Genomic DNA, 22,372 nt, shown 5'->3' on the forward strand with positions numbered 1-22,372 from the left:
GGAGTCGATGCGGAGCATCGGCGAGTGACGACAACGCGGCAGATGCGCGTGCCAGGCCCCGCGTCTGCGGGCTGATCCAAACGACAGGCCCTAGGGTGAGCAGACCCACCTGGAACAGGAGTACTGATGCCGCAGATCACCGTCGACTACTCGGCCGACCTCGCCGGCGACTTCGACCGGCCCGGTTTCGCGAAGGCGCTGCACGAGGCGACGGTCGAGATCGCGGCCGCCAAGCCGCCCGCCTGCAAGACCCGGTTCCGCCCCACCGAGGACATCGTGGTCGGCCCCGAGACCGCGGGGCACGCCCATGTGCACATCCACATCGCCCTGCTCGCCGGCCGCACCGACGAGGTCAAGGCCCGGCTCACCCAGGCCGCACTGGAACTGCTCCGGGCCCATCTGAAGCCGGCCGAGGGCCTCGCACTGCACGCCTCCGCCGAGGTCCGCGACCTGGACCCGTCGTACGCGAAGTTCGAGAGCTGAACGGGATCAGCTCGCCAGGGCGATGAGCCGGCCGACCAGGTGCGCGAACGGGCCGTCGGCCGGCTCGTCCTTGACGACCTCCCGCAGCAGCGTGGCCATCTCCTCGTCGTAGGCGGCACTGACCGCGGCGAGGGCGGCGAAGTCGTTGACGAGCTGGGGTTCCAGCTCCTCGCGCGGGATGCGCCGGCCGTCCAGCCAGATCAGCGCCGTCGACTCGGCCAGCGAGATCCAGGAACGGACCACCAGTTCCAGGCGCGCGGGCGGATCGGTCACGCCCAGGTGCGAAATGATCTGGACATACGCGGCCTGCCGCACCGAGTCGACGAGCGCGTTGGTCGTGGAGGAGCCGACGGCCGGGCCACCGCGCATGAGGGCGGAGAAGCCGGGCCCGTGCTCGTCCACGAAGTCGAAGTAGCGGTGCATGACACGCAGCAGCCGCGCTCCCAGCGGACCCTCGTGCGGCTCCACGAAACGGGCCGCGAGATCGTCCGACGCCCGTTGCAACGCCGCCTCGTACAGGCTGAGTTTGCCGGGAAAGTAGTGATAGACCAACGGGCGTGAAATGCCCGCGGCCGACGCTATCTCGTCGATCGAGACCTCGTCGGGCGAGCGGCGGCTGAACAGTTCGAGGGCGACGCCGATCAACTGCTGCCGCCGCTCCTCGACTCCCATTCTGCGGCGAACCCCGATAGTCATACGAACACCTTACCGATCGATTCCGGCCTTGAACGGCCCGGATCGATCGCGGGATGCCGCGGGCGGCACCGGACGGCCCCGCGAGCCGCCCGCGTCAGCGCAGCCCGTTGAGCAAACGGCCGTCCTTCAGGGTCCCCTTGAGCTGGGCCCGCGCCCCCTGCTCGGCCGGCACGGTCAGCAGACTGCTCCGGGCCTGTCCGTTCACCGCGCCCGTCGCGCGGATCGACGCCGTCTCCCGGCTTCCCGCGGCCAGCAGGTACCAGTCACCCGCCTTCGCCTTCCACAACACCCCGGCCAGCACATGCGGGTCGCGCGGCCCGCACGCCGGGACGTTCTCGGCCTGCGCGGCGGCGGCCCCGTACGCCCCGCCCGGCGTGTGGAACTGCGCCAGCACCCGCGCCCCGCCGCCCCGCCAGGTCTCGGCCCGGGTGCACACCCACGCCGCCGAGCCGCTCGCGTCGGGCAGCGGCTGCTCGTTGAACGCCCAGGCGTTGACGCTGCGCACCCCCGCCGAGCGCATCGTGCCCAGCGAGCATGCGAACGGCTGCCAGGTGCGCAGCGCCGCGGCCCCGGACACCTCGCGCGCGGAGCCCGGCCGTCCGGTGGTGAGCCGGGCCGGGACCAGTTCGCCCAGGTCGGTCAGCAGCCGGGTCCTGGGGCCGTCGGTCACCTGCAGCACGTTCCACGAGGAGCAGTCGCCGGACCGCAGCGCCGGGCTGGCCAGCGGTGCGGTCACCCCGTCGGTGACCGCGAGATCCATCGCGCCCGAGCCCGGCTTCATCAGGTCCCGCTCCCCGGCCTTACGCACCCAGGGGGCCGTCAGATAGCGGACGTTGCCGTCGGAGCGGCCCAGGACCACCGCGCCCGACTCGGCCCGGCCGGCCCCGTCGACCCGGGCGAAGTCGAGGGCGGCGCCCTGGGTGCCGTCCTTCGGCTCGGCGTACCGGGCGATGCGCAGACCGTCGTAGAGGATCACCACGCGCGCCGCGTCGACCGTCCCCGCGTACAGCAGCTGGGGCGGTCCGGCCGGGCCGCCGGACAGGGTGCCGGGGGTCACCGACACCTGGACCGTCTCGCCGGGGCGGGCCCACACCGCCAGGGCGCGGCGCAGCAGGGCCTTGTCGCCGGTCAGGTCCCCGCGGGCCGGCCACACGGAGAAGTCGGCGCGTGCGGAGCTGCGCCAGGCGGACGGGGGCATCCGGGTCAGCTTCGCGGGGTCAAGGGCAGCCTGCGCGGCCGGGTTGCGCGCGTACGGGGGTGCCGCGGCGCCCTCGGGGCCCCAGCCCTCACCGGGCAGGCCGAGCAGCGCCCCGCAGGCCAGCAGCGCGGCACCGGCGGCCAGGGCGGCCTTCAGATGCTGGCGTCGGCGCATCAGGTCGGTGGGGCGGGCCTGGAGCGAGCAGGGGTCGAACTCGGGGGAGTCGAGCAGCCCGTACTGGGCGGGGATCCCGCCGGCCTCCAGGACGGCGCCCTCGGGGTCGGCGACACCCGCCGCCGCGAGGACCTCGCACACCCCGTCGTCCGTCAGCCGCTCCAGGCCGCTGAGCGCGTAGGCGGCCCGGGCCGGGCCCGACAGCGTGGACAGCCTCTGGTCCAGGGAGAGTTCGTCGGCGCCGCCGGAGCGCGGGAACAGTTTCAGACCCCACACGTGTGGCAGGAGCGGCGGCAGCTGAGCCCTCTTGGGCCATGCCCTCGCCCTCAGCGGCAGCCCCGCCTCCAGCGCCGTGCGCAGCACCTGGAGGCGGACCAGGGCGTACCCCGGGTCGCCGTCCCGGCCGGTGGACTGGGCCGGGATCACCGGGGCCGGGGTGCGGGTGCGGGGCAGGGCCCGCTGGGTGAGGGCGTGCGCGGTCAGGACACGGCGGCTGCGGCCCAGCCCGGGCGGCAGCACCAGGTAGGCCAGCCGGACGAGCCGCGGGTAGTGCTCGACGAGCGCGGCCTCGGCCTGCTCGACGTCGACGACCGGGCCGGCCGGGGAGGGGGGTGCGGGGCGCTGGGCGACATCCTGTGACTGCACGTTCAGCAGAACGAGCGAATCGTTGGATGGTCACCTGGCCCGGCGCGTCACGCGCTCGGGTGTTCTCCGGGTTCCACGAGCAGCCGGGCGTAGTTCGCCATGGACCGTTGGTAGCGCGGCAGGTGCGGGGCCAGGGCGCCCAGGGTCAGCGCCAGGGCCTCCCGGTCGCGGCCGAGGCTCGACAGGCACAGGGCCAGACATGCCCGCACGGCGTCGTCAAGCTCGTCGGACGGCGCGACGAGCTCGGGCGTCAGCAGGGCGACGCCCTCCTCGGCCCGGCCGGTGTTCCGCAGGGAACTGGCCAGCTGGATCTTCGCCCGGCGGGCCTTGTAGGGGCTGGCGTCGGCGAGGCCGTTCTCCAGCGCCTGCCGGTACAGCGGGACCGCCTTGTCGGAGCGGCCGGTGGAGTCCCAGGCGCAGGCCTGCTCGAACGGGCCGTGCGGACTGCCCCCGGGCAGCTCGGCGACGAGGGCGCCGACGTCGGCGCGGAAGCGGGCCTCGCCCTCCTCCGTCTCGGCGTAGTCGTCGAAACGGTCCCACAGGGCGGCCACACGGTCTTCCCAGTCCTGATCCACCGGACCACCCTCGCACAGGAGTGCACACCGGGGCAGCGGGATTTTGAGCACGGCGGGCTTCTCGGCCGTATCGAGGGCGAGAGCCTCTTGCCGGGGCTCCGTGCGGCATGCGTCCGGATCGTGCCGTGACAGGGACCGTGCCGACAAGGACCGGAGGAACAGATGAGGGTGACCCGACCGATGCTGGCGCTGAGCGGCGCGGTGGCGATACTGGCGCTGACCGGCTGCGGCGGATCCGGCGACAAGGACGAGGCGGCCGTTCCGAAGGAGGTGAGCGGCAGCCTGGAGCACATCGCGGCGGAGGCCGACTGCAAGCCGAACATGCAGACCGACGCGGACACCATCCGCCAGGCCCTGTGCAAGAAGGGCAAGGACAAGTACGTCCTGGCGACCTTCGCCACCGACCGAGGGCAGCGCGAGTGGCTGAACACCGCCAAGGACTACGGCGGCTACTACCTCGTCGGCCGCAAGTGGGTCGCCGTCGGCGCGCAGAAGACGGTCACGGCGTTGCAGGGCACCCTCGGCGGCACCATGGAGGAGGGCTCCGAGCACATGAACCCCGGCGGCAGCCACAACAAGGGCGGGCACGACGGCGGCGCCGGCCACCACGGCTGACCCCACGGGCCGCGACAAGCCGAAGGCCGGCGGTGGGAATTCCCACCGCCGGCCTTCCGCCGTCATCGGCCCGGGACTACTGGCAGTCCTGACCGTTGTTGATGCACTGGACCATCTTGTTCATCAGGTTGTCGTCGAAGAAGTTGATGAAGTCGTTGTGGTCGGTGATCGGCTTGTGCAGCTGCTCCGGGAAGGAGTCGAGCGCGAAGGCGTTCTGCACCTGCCCGTTGTTGATCTGCGGCGCCTGGATGTCGTAGACCAGACGGACCTGGAGCTGGGGGATGGCCTGGAAGCCGTTCGAGCAGCTGCCGTCCGCCTCCACGAAGTCCACGTGGGTGCGGTGGTTGGCGCTGTCGGTGTTCTGGCCGTCCCAGCAGCTCTGGAAGTTGGTCGTACGGACCACGCTGCTGCCGTCGGGGCAGAGCGGGTACTTGTCCGTCACCTGCCGGTCCTCGAAGCCGGTGCAGCTCCAGGAGGTGTTGGCGTTGTTCAGGCCGTTGGTGAGGGACTTGGCGTCACCGGTGATGATGCGCAGGGCCTTCGGCATCGCGACGACGTCGCTGGTGCGGTTGCCGACGAACTTCAGCTGAGCCTCGCTCGGGCCGACGATCTTGCCGACGTTGCCGTCCTGACCGCCGCCGGGCTGACCCTGGTCGGCTTCCTGCGTGCCGTCCTGGATCCGGATGACCGGCCAGAAGTACGTGGACTTGTCGCCCTGGTTCTGGCAGCTCGTCTGGCCGTTGGCCAGGTCCTGGTCGCTGGCGAAGGCGTTGTTGTTCTGGTTGCCGACGTAGTCGTGCATGTGCTGCGCGCCGTTGGAGACACCGGGGGCCGCGATCACGTTGTCCGAGTTGCGGTTGTTGTTCTCGTTGGTACCGCAGTTCGTGGTGAACGTGCCCGTGGAGCCGCCGTCGCCGTTCGCCGGTAGGCCGTTCGGCAGGTTGCGGGAGTTGGGCTGGACGTTCTCGATGTTGATGAAGTCGTCCGCCGCGGGGCCGTTGCCACCCTGGCCGCCGTTGCCGCCCTGACCCTGCCCGTTGTCCTGGCCGCCGTTGTCCTGGCCCTGGTCCTGACCGCCGTTGTTGTTCTGGCCGTCGTTGTTCTGACCGTCGTTGTTCTGGCCACCGCCGCCCTGGCCGTCGTTGGTGTTGGCGTCGGCCGCCATGCCCTGGCACTTGGCCAGCTGCTCGAGGTTGGCCGGGGCCTTGCCGCCGACCCGGCGGATGTTGATGCCGATCCGGTCGATGACCGCGGTCCGCTTCGACTTCAGCGGGCCGAGGATGGCGTTGTCGACGAAGCCGGCGTCACCGGCCTGGGCCTGGCGGGTGGAGGCGAGCCGGGTGTAGGCCTCGCTGATCTGCTTGTCGAGGTTGGCCAGCTCCTTGTCCACCCCCTGGCGGGCACGGTCGGGGACGTCGGTCAGTTTCTGTCCGACGTCCGGGCACTGGATCGTGGCGATCTGCGCGCCCGCGGACTTGGTCTGGTTCGCCGAGTTCTCCTCGTGCGCCGAGGCGTAGAAGTTTGCCCAGATCAGCCCGCCCCCACCGAGCGCTAGGGCCGCCGATGCGGCAATGGCCTTGGTGGCCAGCGGCGTACGGCGTTTTCTTGTGTTGCGTCCCATGGAACTCCTCTGACTTCCTTTTTCGGGGGCATCGAGGCGCCCGACAGGAGTGAAGCGGCTCCCTTCCATACGGAGGTGGTCCCAGGGGTGTTCAGATGTCTCGGAAATTGATGCGAGATTCGTGGGAGGCCATCTGTTCTCAACAACCCTTCTAACACCGGGAGTTGTTGATCCCCCACGGTAGGTGAATGGGCTCGTCCGGTTTCACCGGCCATGGTCGAGATAGGCCAGAACCGCCAGCACGCGACGGTTGTCGTCGTCCGAGACCTCAAGGCCCAGTTTGGCGAAGATATTGGCGGTGTGCTTGGCGATCGCCCGTTCCGTCACGACCAGCTTCCCCGCGATCGCCGCGTTGGAGCGGCCCTGCGCCATCAGCTCCAGCACCTCCCGTTCCCGGGGCGTCAGCCGCGCCAGCGGCCGGTCCTCGCCCGAACGGCGGGCCAGCAGCTGCTGGATGACCTGCGGGTCCATCGTCGTGCCCCCGGCCGCGACCCGCCGTACCGCGTCCACGAACTGCTCGGCGTCGAAGACCCGGTCCTTCAGCAGGTAGCCGACCCCGCCGGTGCCGTCGGCCAGCAGCTCGCGCGCGTACAGCTGCTCCACGTGCTGGGAGAGCACCAGCACCGGCAGCCCGGGCCGCTTCCGGCGGGCGTCGAGCGCGCACTGCAGACCCTCGTCGGTGTGTGTCGGGGGCAGACGGACGTCGACCACGGCGACGTCCGGGTTCTGCTCGGCCAGCGCGGCAGCCAGTTCCGGCCCGGTCTCGACGGCCGCCGCGATCTCGAAGTCGTGTGCCTGGAGCAGCCGGACGAGTCCGTCGCGCAGCAGGAAGAGGTCTTCGGCCAGGACTACGCGCAAGGGATCTCCATGGTGACCATGGTGGGGCCGCCCGCGGGACTGCTGACGGCCAGGACGCCGTCGAATGTACCCAGTCGCCGCTCGACCCCGGCCAGCCCCGAACCGGCCCCGATCACCGCACCGCCCTTGCCGTTGTCCGTGACCGTCGCCCGCAGCATGCCGTCCGCCCGGTGCAGGTCGACCCAGATCCGGTCGGCGCCCGAGTGCTTCACGGAGTTGGTGAGCACCTCGCTGACGGCGAAGTACGCTGCCGACTCCACGGGCGCCTCGTACCGCCCCGGCAGCTCCACGCTCACCTCGGTGGCCACCGGCAGCCGCAGCGCCAGCGCCCGTACGGCGTCTCCCAGGCCGCGCTCGGCGAGGACCGGCGGGTGGATGCCCCGCACCAGCTCGCGCAGCTCGGTCAGCGCCTCCACCGAGGACTCCCTGGCCTGCGCGATCAGCTCCTTGGCCCGGGCCGGGTCCTTGTCGACGAGCATCTCGATGGTGCCCAGGTCCATGCCGACGGCGACCAGCCGGGCCTGCGCCCCGTCGTGCAGGTCCCGCTCGATACGGCGCAGTTCGGCGGCGGAGGTGTCGACGGCGTCGCGCCGCGTCTCGGTCAGCACCCGCACCCGCTCGGCCAGTTCCCCCCGGCCACCGGTGAGCACGGCCCGGGTGAGCCGGAAGTGGAGGCCGAGCAGGCGCGGGGTGAGGAAGTGCGCGAGGAACAACAGCACCAGACCCAGGGCCGCCGCACCGAACGCGGAGGCCTGCCCGGTGACCGGCACGAACCCGTACCAGTACCCGTCGGGGAAGACCCGCCACAGCCCGAGCGCCAGCGCGAACCCCTCCAGCGGGTACAGCAGCAGCACCGCCGGCAGCAGCGCCGTGAGGAACCCGGCGGTCATGTCGACCGGCAGCCACCGCAGGTCCCGCCAGGTCGCCGGGTCGCGCAGCATCCCGAAGGTGCGCGCCCACGGGTTGGCGTCCTCGGGGAGCGGCCGGTACGTGGCGGGGATCCGCACCTCGCCCCACTCCGCCGCGAGCACCCGCCGCGCGTTGGCGAACGCCCGCACCCCCATCAGCACGTACGGCGTGGTGACGAGCCCGACCCCGACCGGGATGAGCGCGATCGAGACCAGGGCCAGGCAGAGGCACAGCACCGCCCCCGGCAGACCGACGAGGGCCAGCGCCAGCCCCCGCATCGCGGCGAGTCCGATGCCCCGCCCTGCCGTCCGCCCGCTGCCGTTCTCCGTGTCCATGGTCATGACGTCAGTCTCGTCGAGCCCGCCCGCCCGGTCACGGGGCCGGGACACCCGGCCGGGGGTGGTGCCAGGTACACCCCGGGGCACCGGAGTACACCTCGGACGGATCACAGCTGCCGGTCCGGGACGGCTCGTTCAGGTACCCGCGTCGGACGCCAGCACCTTCGCCTCCACCTCCGGGTCGAGGCCGCAGCGCGGCCGGTCCGGGCGCTGGGGCGCCACGCCCCCGAGGCCCAGGAGCCAGCGCCAGGTGTCCGCCACGGTCTCCTCGACGGGCCGGCACACCAGCCCCGCCCCGACCGCCCGGGAGACGTCCGCGCTGTGCAGGGCGTCGTGCAGGTCGCTGCCCGGCGGCACCCACACCGGCAGCTCGGTCCACGGCTCGATGCCCGCCTCCAGGATCACCCCGGGCTCGGTCCAGCGGAGCTCGGCGGTGCCGCCGGTGACCCGCGCGCATGCCTCCAGCAACGTGCCCATCGTGGCGTGCCCCTGCGGACTGACCAGGTTGTACGGCCCGCTCAGCCCCCGCTCGGCCGCGAGCAGCAGCCACTCGGCCAGGTCCCGGACGTCCACGTACTGAAGGGGCAGTTCACGCGGACCGGGCGCCAGCACCGGGCCGCCGCGTGCCGTACGGCCCTGCCACCAGGGCAGCCGGCCGATGTTCTCGTACGGGCCGAGGATCAGCCCGGACCGTACGAGCACCGACCGCTCCGCGCCGAAGGCGTCCAGCACGGCCCGTTCGCCGCCCCGCTTGTCCTGCGGGTACGCGGTCTGCTCCGCGTCGGCCGACGCCCCCTCCACCAGGGGCGCGTCCTCGTCGTACCCGGCGGGCGGGGCCCAGTCGTACACCGAGCAGCTCGACACGTACACGCACCGTCCGGCGCGGCCCCGCAGCAGCCGCGCCGTGTCCCGCACCGCGCGGGGCGCCGCCGACCAGGTGTCGACGACGACGTCCCAGTCGCCCGCGTCGTCGGCGAGGGCGGCCAGGCCGCCGGGCGCGGTGCGGTCGCCGAGCAACGACCGCACACCCGGCGGCGCGTCGTGCCGCCCCCGGTGGAAGACGGTCACGTCCCAGCCCCGCCCACGCGCCGCCTCCACGACGGCCCGCCCCACGAACTCCGTACCACCCAGCATCAGAAGCCTCATGCGGTGACTCTGCCCGGCCGGGGGAGAGGGGGGAACGGGGATCTGCTGTCAGCAGAGGGAACGCGGCGGGACGGCGCAGGGCGGTGTCAACGCGCGGTCGGCGGCACGTACTTGTAGCCCACGCGGCGCACGGTGCGGATCGCGTCGCGGTGCTCCGCGCCCAGCTTGCGGCGCAGCCGGGCGATGTGGACGTCGACCGTACGGCCGTCACCCACGTGCCCGTAGCCCCACACCGTGCCCACCAGCTGATCGCGGGTGTGCACCCGGCCCGGGTGCGCCACCAGGTGCGCCAGCAGCTCGAACTCCAGGTACGTGAGGTCGAGCGGCCGCCCGGCCACCCGGGCGGTGCGCTGCACGGTGTCGACGTGGATCAGCGGCTCGCCGCCCGGCTCGGGGCCGGGGTCCTGGTCGGCGGAGTGCGGCAGGTCGGGCACCGCCACCGGGAACGGCGGCTGCTGGTCGGCCGGGACGAGCACCAGGTAGCCGACCATCGGCGGCTGTCCCGGCAGCGTGGGCAGGGTGTGCTGCGGAGCGGGCAGCCAGGTGGCGCCCGGCGGCAGCAGATCCGCGACCGTCACCACCTCGTCCCGGTCGACGGCACGCAACCGGTGCCGGGGGCCGTGCGGCGCGGGGGCGGTGAGGGGGGCGGCGGTGGACAGGGAACGAGTGGTCGCCATGAGAGGTCAGCTCTTTCGCGCGAGGAGTTCGTCGGGAGGACGACGGCCGCGATGCGTGTCGGGCTCGCCGAGGGACGTACGCGGTTCGCGCGGGCCGAAGGCCGGGGTGTACGGCTTTAGAGGGCCTGCGCGTTCATCGCGCGGCAACACACCCGGTCGAAGTCGTGGTCCTGACGGGACGGCCAGAAGGGCTCAAGGTCGTGACGACCCGTCGCGATGCACTTCCGGTGGCTGGCCATGACTCCATTGAAGCAGAGCCGATCCGTCACGGGGACCCTCCTCTCACTGCTTGGACAACAACGTCCCCGTCAGGGGCGCGGGGAACTGCGCGACGAGCCACGACGGTGCGGCAGACGAAATTGGACAACAGCGTCCCCGTCAGGGGCGCGGGGAACTGCGCGAGAAGCCACGACGCCGCGGCAGACGAACCGAGGCGCCCACCGCGAACGGTGAACGCCTCGGGGAGCTCGCGGGACAGGTCAGACCTGGCCGGCCTTCTCCAGCGCCGAGCAGCACGTGTCGACGAGCAGCCGCGTCACCACGTACGGGTCGACGTTGGCGTTCGGGCGGCGGTCCTCGATGTAGCCCTTGCCGTCCTTCTCGACCTGCCAGGGGATGCGCACCGAGGCGCCGCGGTTGGAGACGCCGTAGGAGTACTCGTTCCACGGGGCGGTCTCGTGCAGACCGGTCAGGCGGTCGTCGATGCCGGCGCCGTAGTTCTTGACGTGGTCGAGCGGCTTGGAGCCCTCACCGAGCGACTCGGCCGCGGTGATGATCGCGTCGTAGGACTCGCGCATCGCCTTGGTGGAGAAGTTGGTGTGCGCACCGGCGCCGTTCCAGTCGCCCTTGACCGGCTTGGGGTCGAGGGTGGCGGCGACGTCGAAGTCCTCGGCGGTGCGGTAGAGCAGCCAGCGGGCCACCCACAGCTGGTCGGAGACCTCCAGCGGGGCCAGCGGGCCGACCTGGAACTCCCACTGGCCGGGCATGACCTCGGCGTTGATGCCGGACAGGCCGAGGCCCGCCTTCAGGCAGTTGTCGAGGTGGGCCTCGACGACGTCACGGCCGAAGATCTCGTCCGCGCCGACACCGCAGTAGTAGCCGCCCTGCGGGGCCGGGAAGCCGCCCTTGGGGAAGCCGAGCGGGTAGCCGTCCTTGAAGAACGTGTACTCCTGCTCGATGCCGAAGATCGGCTCCTGCGCCGCGAACTTCTCCGCCACCTCGGCCAGCGCCGCGCGGGTGTTGCTGGCGTGCGGGGTGAGGTCGATGTTCAGGACCTCGCACAGCACCAGGATGTCGTCGCCGCCGCGGATCGGGTCCGGGCAGGTGAAGACCGGCTTGAGGACGCAGTCCGAGGCGTGCCCCTCGGCCTGGTTGGTGGAGGACCCGTCGAAGCCCCAGATCGGCAGCGCGTCGAGACCGGCGGGCGAGCCCGAGATGATCTTGGTCTTGGAGCGCAGTTTGGCCGTCGGCTCGGTGCCGTCGATCCAGATGTACTCAGCCTTGAAGGTCACGGGCCACATCCTTCGGGGGTGTGTCTGGGCGCGTATCGCGGGTGCTGCGGCGCTGCGGCACCGGTGCGCCGCCTCTGCTGCCCGGCAGCCTGGCAACGGGCGATTTCCCGGCCATTGCTCGGATGTGAACCCCGTGTTACCTGGTGACACTGTGCCGTACTTCACGCCGGGAGGGGTGTTGCCGGCGCGTGACGGCGCCGGTCACCGGCTCCCCTCCGTCAAAGCCGGTGACCGGCGCCGCACGGCCCGAGCCCCTGGCCGGACGCGCCGGTCCTGCCACCCCTGGCCGGGGGTGGCAGGACCGGTGACACGTACGAGGGGGGCGGCCGAGGGGGTGGCCGCCGCCTCATGCGTTCAGTCGGTCGAGACGCCTCACCCCACCTTCTCGATCAGGGCCCGGCGGATCAGGAACTTGCCGGGCTCACGGACCTGTTCGAAGGCCGCGTTGTTGAGCAGCGCACAGCTGCCGGAGACCGAAGTGACCTCCACCGTCGTGGACTTGTTGTTGTCCAGGTTGGTGACCTTCAGCTTCGTGCCGGCCGGGAACTGGTTGCTGGACGCGGCAGGCGCGCCGCCCTCGCCGGAGAGCGTGACCGTGGAGCCGTTGCACACCTGCTGCCCGGAGGCCGCATCGCCGCCGGTGTCTCCCGCGGGGGCGGACGCGGCGGGCTGTGACGGCTGGGCCGACGCCGCGGGCGGCTGCGCCGGCTGGGCGGGCTGCGAGGGCTGTCCGGTCTGGGAGTCCTGAGCCGACTCCCCGACGGCGCACCCCGACGCCTCCTGCTTCCGCTTGATCTCCGCGACGACCGCCTCGCGGTTGGCGATCCGCGCCTCGGACTGCGCGTCCGGGTTGGCCCGCTGGTCGGCGATGAACTTCTGGTTGTTGCCGAGGGCGGTGGCGAGGCCGAGGCAGACCGTCGACTCCGACGCCGACTTGGGGGCCGGCGGCGCCGCGTTCGACGTGCTCGCCATGACGAAGGCCCCGCCTCCCGCCACCGTCGCCGCGCTGACCAGCAGCGCGATCTTCTTCTTCGTGCCGAGAGTTCTCCTGCGCGACATGCGCGCCTCCTGAAGAGATAGGGGAGCGTACGCCGCTATGTACGAGATACCGAACGGGGTTACTCATCGGTTACAGGAGTCACTCAAGTGACCTGCGCCACACGGGAGTGGATGGCTGGTCAGCGCGACAGAGCGTCCCGCACGGCCTCGTCGGTACGGCCGACCACCGCCGTGCCGTCGTCGGCGGTGATGATCGGGCGCTGGATCAGCTTGGGGTGCCCGGCGAGTGCGCTGATCCAGCGCTCGCGCGAAGCGGCGTCCCGCGGCCACTCCTTGAGCCCGAGCTCCCTGGCCTCGGCCTCCTGGGTGCGGGTGATGTCCCAGGGTTCGAGACCGAGGCGCTCCAGCACGCCCCGGATCTCGTCCTCGCTCGGCACGTCCTCCAGATAGCGGCGGACGGTGTAGTCGGCGCCCTCGGCGTCGAGCAGTGTCAGGGCGCTGCGGCACTTCGAGCACGCGGGGTTGATCCAGATCTCCATGCGCACACGGTACGCGCCACCCTGCTTGTTCGATTTCCTGACGCCCCACGGGCACCTCGCCGACCTGCCGTGACATGCCGTCAAATTCCCTGCTCACCTGGGCTTTTGCCGGTCCTTGCGGACTCCCCGTTGTCAGTGCCGGGCGGTAGACTGTAAGCAGTGTTCGAGGGTGGCGCCGGGGATGCCGACGTCTTCGGTGAGCCGCCCGACCGCGACAGGAGGATGCCTGTGCCCGCTGCCGCCCTGAAGTCGAAGCCGCTGCCCACCCAGTCCACCGCGAAGCGTCCCGTCCTGCTCGACCTGCCCTATGTACCCGTGCAGAAGCGCCCCCTGCCGCCGGGCCGGCCGCGCCAGTGGTACGTGACGCACAACCGTCGTCTCAAGGCGATGCGCCTCGCCATCGCCCTGCTCGACTCGGGCGTCTACATGCCCAACCAGGCCCGCAACGAGACAATCCGCGACACCGCCGAAATGATCGGCGTACACCCGCCGTCGGACACGACGTGCCACATGGTCCGGGCCTTCATGCGGTACGCGCGCTGACCTCCTCCACCCCGAGCGCCGGCACCCCGAACGACGGGGCACCGGCGCTCGCTCACACCACCCGGCCGTGCGTCGCGTCGAGCTTCGCCACCTGCCCGGGGGAGGCTCCGGCCGAGGGCGCCGGAACCCCGGCGCGGCTGCCGCTCGGCCGCCGTCGTCCCCTTCGGGGGTCTCACCCCGCCGCCCGTTCCTTCTCCAGCGGGGTGCGGAAGCGGCGCCCGTGCCCGGCCTCCACTCGCCGCGTCCGAACGGCCCTTCCGCATCCTCGCGGACGCCACCGACCAGCATCCCCAACGACGCCTCAGCCGTACCGCTCCAGCAGCCCCGTCACATACGCATCGAGCCGCCCGCCCAGCACCTCGGGCGTCAGGTCGGTCCGGCCCAGTTCCCGCCACGGCCCCGCCAGTTTCGCCGCGTCGGGGACGTAGGCCAGGGCATCGAGCAGCCGCCAGTACAGATGCTCCGGACCGTCGGCCAGACGGCGCCCGCCCCCGGCCTCGTAGCGCTCCCGGAAGGTGAGGCCGCACTCCGGGCCGTACAGCAGCGCGAGTGCCGTGGAGCAGTGGGCGACATCCAGGTCGGCGGGCCCCCACGAGGTCTCCACCCAGTCCACGACCCCGCTGATCCGCAGCCCGGCCCCCGACCCGGTGAACAGGACGTTCCCGGGGTGGAAGTCCCGGTGCAGGAAGCAGCCGTCGTACGGCGGGGGATCGCGGCGGATGACGTCGACCGCCCGCTCCCACCCCGCAGGGACCGCCGCCGGTGACGTCCACGCCTGGTAGGTACGCGGACGCTCCCGGGGCACGACCCGGTGGATCCGGGCCAGCTGGGCCGCCAGCAGGTCCGCCCGCGCGTCGACTTCCTCCTTGTCGACCCGGACCCGGCCCGGCAGCAAGGACATCAGCAGGGACGGATGGTCGCAGTGCTCCCCGGTCGCGTCCACGCCGACCAGCTCGGGGGCCGGCACGCCCTCCTGCTCCGCCAGCAGCGTGAGCATCTCCGCCTCGCGGGTCAGCAGTCCGGGCGCGTGCCGCCGGAAGAACGGCTTCACGAACGTCCGCAGCGCCAGCTCGCCGCCGTCGTCGAGGACCAGCCTCCGCATCTGCGCGCTCCAGCCCCCGGCCAGAAAGGACGACCTGGCGACCGTACGGCCGTGGGGGAGCTGTTTGGCCACCCAGGCGCGGGTCGCCGACCAGCCCTGCTCGCCCAGCCCGGCCAGCACGGCGGTGACGAACTCCCGCCGATCGACCGGGTGATCGCCGAGCCACAGGCCCAACCGGTGCCCGGCGCCCGGGAGTTCCCGGTGGGTGAACTGCGCGCGCCGGGCCAGCGCCTCGCAGAGGGCCGCCGTCACGGCCGGCGGGATCACCTCGTCCGTGTCCGGCACCGCGAGCACCGCCCGGCCCTCGAACCCCCGCAGCACGTCCAGCGCGGGCGCCGCACGCCAGCTCCCGGGCCTCCGGATGATCTCGCTGAACCGCCCGTCGCCCGAGCCGAACGGCACGTCCCACGCCTCACCGGCGTACACCGCCGGCGCGCACAGCCCCAGGGCCGCCACCCGCTCCCCGTAGTGCCGTACGAGATCCGCCACCGTCTGGCCGCTCATGCTGAACCCCACCAGGACCAGCGGCGCCTCCGCACGCGCGCGTGCGTCGATGACGGACACGGCCTGCTCGAAACGGCGGCGCAGACTCAGCTCCGGCAGCAGGCCCGTGCTCTGCCCGTGCCCCGAGAAGTCGAAGGCGAGGGCGTGGCAGCCGTGTGCCGCGAACTCGACCAGCAGCGGCATCAGTCGCTCCTTGCTGCCGTTGCCCGCGCCGTGCAGCAGGACGACCGTCGCCCGGGCCCGCTCGCCTCCGGCGGACAGCCCGCTGAGCCGTTCGCCGTCGGTGACGTGGGTGAAGGGGATCAGCTCACTCATACGGCCATTCACTCACGCGGCACCGGCGCCTCGTGGGCCGTTCAGAGCCCGGGCGCTCCCCACACGGGGAACCAGCGGCCCAGGTCCGGCTCGATGCGCAGGTCGCCCGAGAGCGCGGCCCGCACCCGGAGTTCGAGTGCGTTGTCACGCCGCTGGGTGCCGCCCGGCAGGGGCGCGAACGGGTAGAACGTGCCGCGCTTGTAGAGGTAGACCAGCGCGAGCCGGCGGCCCGGTGGATCCTCGAACCCGGCCAGGGAGCACAGCAGTTGGGGGCCGAACCCGTTGACCTCCAGCTGGCTGTTCACGGCGTGCAGGTCGTTCACGAGCGCGGAGAGCTGGTCGGGGGCACGGCGGGAGACCAGCCAGGAGTAGCCGTAGTCGTCCAGGCTCAGCTCCACCGGCGGGCCGTCGCGGTCGGTGTCGGCGTCCAGCAGCGCCCGCACCTCGCGGTGGGACTGCTCGAAGGCCGCGCCCTCGACCGTGGCGAAGCACACCGCGCCCTGCCCGGTCGGGGTGAAGCCCGCGGCGGCCTCCAGGGTCACGGCCGCCGAGGGCAGCGCGAAGAGCCGGTCGAGATCCGCCACGACCGGTTTCGTGCGGCCGAGCAGGATGTCCAGCAGCCCCATGCGCCGATCACACCCCTCCCGGTGCTGCCGCCTCGCCCAGCTCGGCGGAGATCCGGCCCAGCTGGTCGAGCCGCTGCTCCAGGCTCGGGTGGGTCGAGAAGAGGCGGGCGATGCCGGGCTCACGGCCCAGCGCGGGCGTGAAGTAGAAGGCGTTGAAGGCCTGGGCCGTGCGCAGGTCCTTGGTGGGGATGCGGGCGATGTCGCCGGTGACCTTGGTGAGCGCGGAGGCCAGTGCCGAGGGGCGGCCGGTGAGCTGAGCGGCAGCCCGGTCGGCGGCCAGTTCCCGGTACCGGGACAGGGCCCTGATCAGCAGGAAGCTGATCGCGTAGACGGCCGCCGACACCCCCATCACCGCGGCGAAGACGGCCGCCGTGTTCTGGTCCCTGCGGCCCCCGCCGAACAGCTGCGAGTAGAACGCGAACCGCACGATCAGCCCCGCGATCACCCCGAGGAACGACGCGACGGTGATCACGGCGACGTCCTTGTGCGCCACGTGCGACAGCTCGTGGGCGAGCACGCCCTCCAGCTCGGCCGGCTCCAGCCGCCGCAGCAGCCCGGTCGTCACACAGACCACCGCGTGGTCGGCGTTCCGCCCGGTGGCGAACGCGTTCGGCATGTCCATAGCGGACACCGCCACCACCGGCTTGGGCATGTCGGCCAGGGCGCACAACCGGTCGACCACCGCGTGCAGCTCGGGATACTCCGCACGCTCCACGACCCGCCCGCGCATGGCGTACAGCGCGATCCGGTCGGAGAACCAGTACTGCGCCCCGAGCAGCCCCGCCGCGATCACCACGACCAGCACCCACGACTTCAGCAGCACGATCAACGCGGCGACGAACCCCACGTACAACAATCCGAGCAGGAACAGCGTGATCCCCATCCGGGTGGTCAACCGCCGGTCGCTCCGGAAACGGCTGTGCATCTGCATCACCCCGCAGTCACGCACTCGTCCCACAGCCAGTGTGCACCCGGGCCCGCCCATGAACGGGTCGCGATCATCCCCAGGCCGGGCAAAGCCGTCAGTTCCCGACCGCGTACCCCGGCACCGAGGGCCACCGCACCGTCAGCACGACCGACTCCTCCTCCGCGACCCACGAGTGATCGACCCCGCGCCCCCACACGACATAGTCGCCCTGCCGCTCCAGCAGCACACTGCGCCCGGGCAGCTCGACCCGGAAACGCCCGCTGACCAGCACGAGCAGCGCGGTCCGCTCCTCCCCGCGCACCCACGCGGCCCGCTCGTCCCCCGGGGGATGCACCCCCCACTTGACCTCCACGTCCGCACTGCGCCGCGGATCCCCGGCCCCCTTGAAATGCCCGAGAATCCACCCCCGATCCAACGCGGCATCCACACCGGCGTTCCCCACATACACACTGTCGTCCACGGAGCCGGACGCTAGCAGCGGTCTCAGGCGCAGTGCCGACGGACAGGCCCTAGTACGGCGCCCTGAAGTTGATGTATCCCAGCAGCATGATCACCGCCGCCACGCAGCCCAGCACCACGACCGTGGAGATCCACGAGGAACGGTGGCGGGAACCGACGTGCTCCGGGTCGGCGCGGAAGGGGACGGGGCCGGGCGGGTTGTGCTTCCAGCGGGCGGCGAGCATGCGGGCGCGGGCCGAGGGCTCCTTGTGCTCGGCTCCGTCCGCCCACCTGAGGTCGAACTCGCGCTCCTGGTCGTCCTGTTCGTGCTCGGGCATTCCCGCTCCACCCCCGTGTGGTCCGTGCCTCCAAGAATAGAACAGACGCCCGCGCCCCCGCCGTCGGAACGGACGGCGGGGGCGCGGGCGTGCTGCCTCGGTCAGGTGCCGATCACACGTCGAAGTAGAGCTCGAACTCGTGCGGGTGCGGGCGCAGCGCCAGCGGGGCGATCTCGTTGGCGCGCTTGAAGTCGATCCACGTCTCGATCAGGTCCGGGGTGAAGACGTCACCCTGGAGCAGGAACTCGTGGTCGGCCTCCAGGCGGTCCAGGACCGCGCCGAGGGAGGTCGGGACCTGGGCGACGTTCGCGTGCTCCTCGGGAGCCAGCTCGTACAGGTCCTTGTCGATCGGCTCGGCCGGCTCGATCTTGTTCTTGATGCCGTCGAGGCCCGCGAGCAGCAGCGCCGAGAAGGCCAGGTACGGGTTGCCGGAGGCGTCGGGCGCGCGGAACTCGACGCGCTTGGCCTTCGGGTTGGAGCCCGTGATCGGGATGCGCATCGCGGCGGAGCGGTTGCGCTGCGAGTACACCAGGTTCACCGGCGCCTCGAAGCCCGGCACCAGACGGTGGTACGAGTTCACCGTCGGGTTGGTGAAGGCCAGCAGCGACGGAGCGTGCTTGAGGATGCCGCCGATGTAGTAGCGGGCGGTGTCCGACAGGCCCGCGTAACCGGCCTCGTCGTAGAAGAGCGGCTGGCCGCCGGTCCACAGCGACTGGTGGACGTGCATGCCGGAGCCGTTGTCACCGAAGATCGGCTTCGGCATGAAGGTCGCGGTCTTGCCGTTCTGCCAGGCCACGTTCTTCACGATGTACTTGAAGAGCTGGAGGTCGTCGGCGGCGGCGAGCAGCGTGTTGAACTTGTAGTTGATCTCGGCCTGGCCGGCGGTGCCCACCTCGTGGTGCTGGCGCTCGACCTGCAGCCCGGCGCGGTCCAGCTCCAGGGAGATCTGGGCACGCAGGTCGGCGAAGTGGTCGACCGGCGGGACCGGGAAGTAGCCGCCCTTGTAGCGGACCTTGTAACCACGGTTGTTCTCGAGGGCGCCGGTGTTCCAGGCGCCGGCCTCGGAGTCGATGTGGTAGAAGCTCTCGTTCGCCGAGGTGGCGAAGCGGACGCTGTCGAAGACGTAGAACTCAGCCTCGGGACCGAAGTACGCCGTGTCGGCGATGCCGGTCGACGCGAGGTAGGCCTCGGCCTTCTTCGCCACGTTGCGCGGGTCACGGGAGTACTGCTCGCCCGTGATCGGGTCGTGGATGAAGAAGTTGATGTTGACCGTCTTGTCGCGGCGGAACGGGTCGACCCGGGCGGTCGAGAGGTCCGCGCGCAGAGCCATGTCGGACTCGTGGATGGCCTGGAAGCCGCGGATCGAGGAGCCGTCGAAGGCCAGCTCCTCGGCCGGGTCGAAGGCCGATGCGGGGATCGTGAAGTGCTGCATCACGCCCGGCAGGTCGCAGAAGCGGACGTCGATGAACTTGACGTCCTCGTCCGCGATGAACTTCTTGGCCTCGTCGGCGTTCTGGAACATCCAGCTCCTCCTACTCCCGACCGTCCCGCCGGGGTGGTAGTTCGTTCGTGCGGCCAGTGCGGGTGGCACACGCTGACCTCGACCCTAGGGACGGGTGGTTTCTCGGGCGTGACTCATTTGTTTCGCACAAGTTAACCGGCTCAGCCTCCACCGTAGCCCGGACACACCCCGCCGTGCCCTGGTCATTTACGGGCGCAGTACCGTGGACGGGTGGACAACAGGCAAGCACTCGGATCGTGGCTCTCCGGGCCCCGCGCGGCCGCGGAAGAGGCCGGTGTCGACTTCGGATACCGGGGCGAGCAGCTCGGTCTGCCCGAGGAGGGACCCGGCTCGATCGCCCGCCCGGGCCGCCGGATCGGCGCCCTCGCCGTCGACTGGGGCCTGTGTCTTCTGATCGCATACGGTCTCATCACCCAGAGCTACAACGAGGCGGCGCAGATCTGGGCGCCGCTCATCATGTTCGCGCTGATGGTCCTCACGGTCGGTACCGTCGGCTTCACGCCCGGCAAGCGCCTGTTCGGCCTGCGGGTGCTCGCCCTGGACACCGGCCGGGTCAGCCCGTGGCGCGCCGCGCTGCGCACGGTCCTGCTCTTCCTCGCGATCCCCGCCCTGATCTGGGACCGTGACGGACGCGGACTGCACGACCGGCTGGCGGGCACGGTCGAGGTCCGCATCTGACCCGAGCGGTGCAGGAACGTCCGACATGAAGCAAGAACGTCCGACATGAAGGAGGGGCGCCCGGTGTGATCCGGGCGCCCCTCCTTCATGTCGGTGTGCGGAGTGTCAGCGAGCCTTCGGCCCGCCCTTCGGCAGCCGCATGCCCTTCGGCATCGGGCCCTTCGGCAGCGGCATGTTGCTCATCAGGTCACCGAGGGCGCGCAGCCGGTCGTTGGTGGCCGTGACCTGCGGGCCGGTCAGCACGCGCGGGAGCTTGAGCATGGTCGTGCGCAGCTTCTTCAGCTCGACCTGGCCCTCGCCCGTGCCCACGAGCAGGTCGTGCACCGGGACGTCCGCAACGATGCGGTTCATCTTCCGCTTCTCGGCGGCCAGCAGGGTCTTCACCCGGTTCGGGTTGCCCTCGGCGACCAGCACGATGCCGGCCTTGCCGACCGCGCGGTGCACCACGTCCTGGTTGCGGTTCATCGCCACCGCGGGGGTCGTCGTCCAGCCCCGGCCGATGTTGTCGAGCACCGCCGCCGCGGCGCCGGGCTGTCCCTCCATCTGCCCGAAGGCGGCCCGCTCGGCCCGGCGCCCGAACACGATCGCCGACGCGAGGAAGGCGAGCAGGAGGCCCAGGATGCCGAGATAGATGGGGTGACCGATCAAGAAACCGATCGCGAGGAAGACACCGAAGGTGACGATTCCGACTGCCGCGAGTACAAGGCCGATCTTCTTGTCGGCCTTGCGGGTCATCTTGTAGGTCAGAGCGATCTGCTTCAGTCGCCCGGGGTTCGCAGCGTCCGCTGCAGGTTCCTTCCTCGCCATGCCACGAAGTCTACGTGGCCCCACAAGCCCCGACGACGGCAGTGTCCGCGGGGCCCCGGGGAGGGCCGGGGTCAGGGACGGACGGACAGGGACTGCTCGATGACGCGCTGCGTCTCGACCCGGTCCTTGGCACGACGGCGGTCCTCCAGCACGGAGGTCCAGGCGTTGCGGCGGGCGGTGCGCTGACCGCTGCTCATCAGCAGCGACTCGACGGCGCGCAGTGCGGTCGTGAAGGACGGAATCGCGGTGGCGCGGACGGGCGGCGCGGCCTGCATGGGTGAGGTCCCCCCTCGGGTGACGGATGTACGTGCGGTGAGCGGTGACGGATGTACGTGCTGTGAGTTCAGCGTCACTGATTGGTGTTACCAGGGCGTGACCGGGCGGTCAAACACCCATGAAGCCCTGGCGGGGAGGGGTGGAACGCCGACGCGGTCCTGACATGTGCCCTCATCTGCGAGGACGGTCAGGACCGCGTCGAATCGGTCACTACCGGTGGGTAGTCTCTTGTGCGCGAATTCACACGCTTGTCCTGCCCTTATGTGGGCAGCGGCTGGTGACGATGCGTCAGACGGCCTGCGCCGCGATGTACCCGTCCCGCTTCTCGACGGCCATCTGGTACAGCCGCCCGGCGCGGTACGAGGAGCGCACCAGCGGTCCGGACATCACGCCGGAGAAGCCGATCTGCTCGGCCTCCTCCTTCAGCTCCACGAACTCGTGGGGCTTCACCCAGCGCTCCACCGGGTGGTGGCGCACGGAGGGCCGCAGGTACTGGGTGATGGTGACCAGCTCGCAGCCCGCGTCGTGCAGCTGCTTGAGCGCCTCGCTGACCTCCTCGCGGGTCTCGCCCATGCCGAGGATCAGGTTCGACTTGGTGACCAGGCCGTAGTCGCGGGCCTCGGTGATCACCTTCAGGGAGCGCTCGTAGCGGAAGCCCGGGCGGATGCGCTTGAAGATCCGCGGGACCGTCTCGACGTTGTGCGCGAAGACCTCGGGCCGCGCGGAGAAGACCTCCGCGAGCTGCTCGGGGACCGCGTTGAAGTCGGGGGCCAGCAGCTCGACCTTGGTACGGCCGGCTTCGCGGCCCGCGGTCTGCTGGTGGATCTGGCGCACGGTCTCGGCGTACAGCCAGGCGCCGCCGTCCTCCAGGTCGTCGCGGGCGACGCCGGTGATCGTGGCGTAGTTCAGGTCCATCGTGACCACGGACTCGCCCACGCGGCGGGGCTCGTCACGGTCGAGCGCCTCGGGCTTGCCGGTGTCGATCTGGCAGAAGTCGCAGCGCCGGGTGCACTGGTCGCCACCGATGAGGAAGGTGGCCTCCCGGTCCTCCCAGCACTCGTAGATGTTGGGGCAGCCGGCTTCCTGGCAGACCGTGTGCAGGCCCTCGCTCTTCACGAGTTTCTGCATCGCGGTGTACTCGGGGCCCATTTTCGCCCGGGTCTTGATCCACTCGGGCTTGCGCTCGATGGGGGTCTGGCTGTTGCGGACCTCCAGGCGCAGCATCTTGCGTCCGTCGGGTGCGACTGCGGACACGACCGGCTCCCTAGCGATTGATTCTTCGGCGTCCTCAAGGGTACGCCCGTTGATTTG

The 22,372-nt window shown here is 71.3% G+C and carries 24 protein-coding genes; 4 read left to right on the forward strand and 20 right to left on the reverse strand.

The window, feature by feature from the left end:
- Positions 1–126 precede the first annotated feature (126 nt).
- Positions 127–483, forward strand: a complete 357-nt coding sequence (locus ACFZDE_RS37280) for a 5-carboxymethyl-2-hydroxymuconate Delta-isomerase (RefSeq protein ID WP_390997807.1) — start codon at positions 127–129, stop codon at positions 481–483.
- A gap of 6 nt (positions 484–489) precedes the next feature.
- Here the strand turns inward: ACFZDE_RS37280 and ACFZDE_RS37285 are convergent, their stop codons facing one another.
- From ACFZDE_RS37285 to ACFZDE_RS37295, 3 genes are all read right to left on the reverse strand, one after another.
- A complete protein-coding gene (locus ACFZDE_RS37285) occupies positions 490–1,179 on the reverse strand; it encodes a TetR family transcriptional regulator (protein WP_391212290.1) in 690 nt (229 codons plus the stop codon).
- Between the two features lie 94 nt (positions 1,180–1,273).
- Complete coding sequence (locus ACFZDE_RS37290) at positions 1,274–3,196, reverse strand: hypothetical protein (protein ID WP_391212300.1); 1,923 nt, start codon at positions 3,194–3,196, stop codon at positions 1,274–1,276.
- A gap of 47 nt (positions 3,197–3,243) precedes the next feature.
- Complete coding sequence (locus tag ACFZDE_RS37295) at positions 3,244–3,771, reverse strand: tetratricopeptide repeat protein (RefSeq protein ID WP_391212311.1); 528 nt, start codon at positions 3,769–3,771, stop codon at positions 3,244–3,246.
- 162 nt (positions 3,772–3,933) lie between these two features.
- On the opposite strand from ACFZDE_RS37295, the gene ACFZDE_RS37300 reads away from it, so the two are divergent.
- On the forward strand, positions 3,934–4,386 hold the full coding sequence (locus ACFZDE_RS37300; protein ID WP_391212318.1) for a hypothetical protein: 453 nt from the start codon (positions 3,934–3,936) through the stop codon (positions 4,384–4,386).
- A 76-nt stretch (positions 4,387–4,462) separates the two neighbouring features.
- Here the strand turns inward: ACFZDE_RS37300 and ACFZDE_RS37305 are convergent, their stop codons facing one another.
- The 8 genes from ACFZDE_RS37305 to ACFZDE_RS37340 form a co-directional block, all read right to left on the reverse strand.
- Complete coding sequence (locus ACFZDE_RS37305; RefSeq protein WP_391212327.1) at positions 4,463–6,007, reverse strand: DUF1996 domain-containing protein; 1,545 nt, start codon at positions 6,005–6,007, stop codon at positions 4,463–4,465.
- Between the two features lie 204 nt (positions 6,008–6,211).
- Positions 6,212–6,865 carry a LuxR C-terminal-related transcriptional regulator gene (locus ACFZDE_RS37310; protein ID WP_391212338.1) on the reverse strand — a complete coding sequence of 218 codons (654 nt, stop codon included), beginning with the start codon at positions 6,863–6,865 and terminating at the stop codon, positions 6,212–6,214.
- On the reverse strand, positions 6,856–8,115 hold the full coding sequence (locus ACFZDE_RS37315; protein WP_391212349.1) for a sensor domain-containing protein: 1,260 nt from the start codon (positions 8,113–8,115) through the stop codon (positions 6,856–6,858). Before ACFZDE_RS37315 ends, ACFZDE_RS37310 begins: the two co-directional genes overlap by 10 nt.
- A gap of 132 nt (positions 8,116–8,247) precedes the next feature.
- Positions 8,248–9,258: an NAD-dependent epimerase/dehydratase family protein gene (locus tag ACFZDE_RS37320; protein WP_391212362.1), complete on the reverse strand. Its 1,011-nt coding sequence runs from the start codon at positions 9,256–9,258 to the stop codon at positions 8,248–8,250.
- Positions 9,259–9,344: 86 nt separating this feature from the next.
- Positions 9,345–9,935: a winged helix-turn-helix domain-containing protein gene (locus ACFZDE_RS37325; protein ID WP_391212371.1), complete on the reverse strand. Its 591-nt coding sequence runs from the start codon at positions 9,933–9,935 to the stop codon at positions 9,345–9,347.
- 479 nt (positions 9,936–10,414) lie between these two features.
- On the reverse strand, positions 10,415–11,446 hold the full coding sequence (gene glnII / locus ACFZDE_RS37330; RefSeq protein ID WP_390997836.1) for a glutamine synthetase: 1,032 nt from the start codon (positions 11,444–11,446) through the stop codon (positions 10,415–10,417).
- Positions 11,447–11,818: 372 nt separating this feature from the next.
- Positions 11,819–12,505, reverse strand: a complete 687-nt coding sequence (locus ACFZDE_RS37335) for a hypothetical protein (protein WP_390997838.1) — start codon at positions 12,503–12,505, stop codon at positions 11,819–11,821.
- A 119-nt stretch (positions 12,506–12,624) separates the two neighbouring features.
- Positions 12,625–12,984: an ArsC/Spx/MgsR family protein gene (locus tag ACFZDE_RS37340; RefSeq protein ID WP_391212394.1), complete on the reverse strand. Its 360-nt coding sequence runs from the start codon at positions 12,982–12,984 to the stop codon at positions 12,625–12,627.
- A 228-nt stretch (positions 12,985–13,212) separates the two neighbouring features.
- Here ACFZDE_RS37340 and ACFZDE_RS37345 point away from each other — a divergent pair, with 228 nt between their 5' ends.
- Positions 13,213–13,527, forward strand: a complete 315-nt coding sequence (locus tag ACFZDE_RS37345) for a hypothetical protein (RefSeq protein ID WP_184912193.1) — start codon at positions 13,213–13,215, stop codon at positions 13,525–13,527.
- 301 nt (positions 13,528–13,828) lie between these two features.
- Here the strand turns inward: ACFZDE_RS37345 and ACFZDE_RS37350 are convergent, their stop codons facing one another.
- The 6 genes from ACFZDE_RS37350 to glnA all read right to left on the reverse strand — a co-directional run bounded on the left by ACFZDE_RS37350 (position 13,829) and on the right by glnA (position 19,300).
- Complete coding sequence (locus ACFZDE_RS37350) at positions 13,829–15,448, reverse strand: alpha/beta fold hydrolase (RefSeq protein WP_391212407.1); 1,620 nt, start codon at positions 15,446–15,448, stop codon at positions 13,829–13,831.
- 41 nt (positions 15,449–15,489) lie between these two features.
- Entirely contained in the window at positions 15,490–16,074 is a 585-nt protein-coding gene (locus tag ACFZDE_RS37355) for a hypothetical protein (protein ID WP_390997846.1), read from the reverse strand.
- A gap of 7 nt (positions 16,075–16,081) precedes the next feature.
- A complete protein-coding gene (htpX, locus tag ACFZDE_RS37360) occupies positions 16,082–16,999 on the reverse strand; it encodes a zinc metalloprotease HtpX (RefSeq protein WP_390997848.1) in 918 nt (305 codons plus the stop codon).
- A gap of 97 nt (positions 17,000–17,096) precedes the next feature.
- On the reverse strand, positions 17,097–17,462 hold the full coding sequence (locus tag ACFZDE_RS37365; RefSeq protein ID WP_391212426.1) for a signal peptidase I: 366 nt from the start codon (positions 17,460–17,462) through the stop codon (positions 17,097–17,099).
- A 49-nt stretch (positions 17,463–17,511) separates the two neighbouring features.
- Positions 17,512–17,778, reverse strand: a complete 267-nt coding sequence (locus ACFZDE_RS37370) for a hypothetical protein (protein ID WP_391212433.1) — start codon at positions 17,776–17,778, stop codon at positions 17,512–17,514.
- 112 nt (positions 17,779–17,890) lie between these two features.
- Positions 17,891–19,300, reverse strand: coding sequence for a type I glutamate--ammonia ligase (gene glnA, locus ACFZDE_RS37375; RefSeq protein ID WP_391212442.1), 1,410 nt, complete (start codon positions 19,298–19,300; stop codon positions 17,891–17,893).
- Positions 19,301–19,510: 210 nt separating this feature from the next.
- Between glnA and ACFZDE_RS37380 the strand changes: the two genes are divergently transcribed.
- Positions 19,511–19,978 (forward strand): RDD family protein, encoded by a 468-nt coding sequence (locus ACFZDE_RS37380; protein WP_189594573.1) that lies wholly within the window; start codon positions 19,511–19,513, stop codon positions 19,976–19,978.
- A 105-nt stretch (positions 19,979–20,083) separates the two neighbouring features.
- Here ACFZDE_RS37380 and ACFZDE_RS37385 read toward each other — a convergent pair whose 3' ends face one another.
- The 3 genes from ACFZDE_RS37385 to lipA all read right to left on the reverse strand — a co-directional run bounded on the left by ACFZDE_RS37385 (position 20,084) and on the right by lipA (position 22,315).
- Positions 20,084–20,785: a DUF4191 family protein gene (locus tag ACFZDE_RS37385; RefSeq protein ID WP_390997860.1), complete on the reverse strand. Its 702-nt coding sequence runs from the start codon at positions 20,783–20,785 to the stop codon at positions 20,084–20,086.
- A gap of 71 nt (positions 20,786–20,856) precedes the next feature.
- Positions 20,857–21,060 carry a hypothetical protein gene (locus ACFZDE_RS37390; RefSeq protein WP_030837456.1) on the reverse strand — a complete coding sequence of 68 codons (204 nt, stop codon included), beginning with the start codon at positions 21,058–21,060 and terminating at the stop codon, positions 20,857–20,859.
- 289 nt (positions 21,061–21,349) lie between these two features.
- Positions 21,350–22,315 carry a lipoyl synthase gene (gene lipA / locus ACFZDE_RS37395; protein ID WP_390997864.1) on the reverse strand — a complete coding sequence of 322 codons (966 nt, stop codon included), beginning with the start codon at positions 22,313–22,315 and terminating at the stop codon, positions 21,350–21,352.
- Between the last annotated feature and the right edge of the window lie 57 nt (positions 22,316–22,372).

The organism is Streptomyces sp. NPDC007929 (assembly GCF_042959065.1).
Lineage (GTDB): Bacteria > Actinomycetota > Actinomycetes > Streptomycetales > Streptomycetaceae > Streptomyces.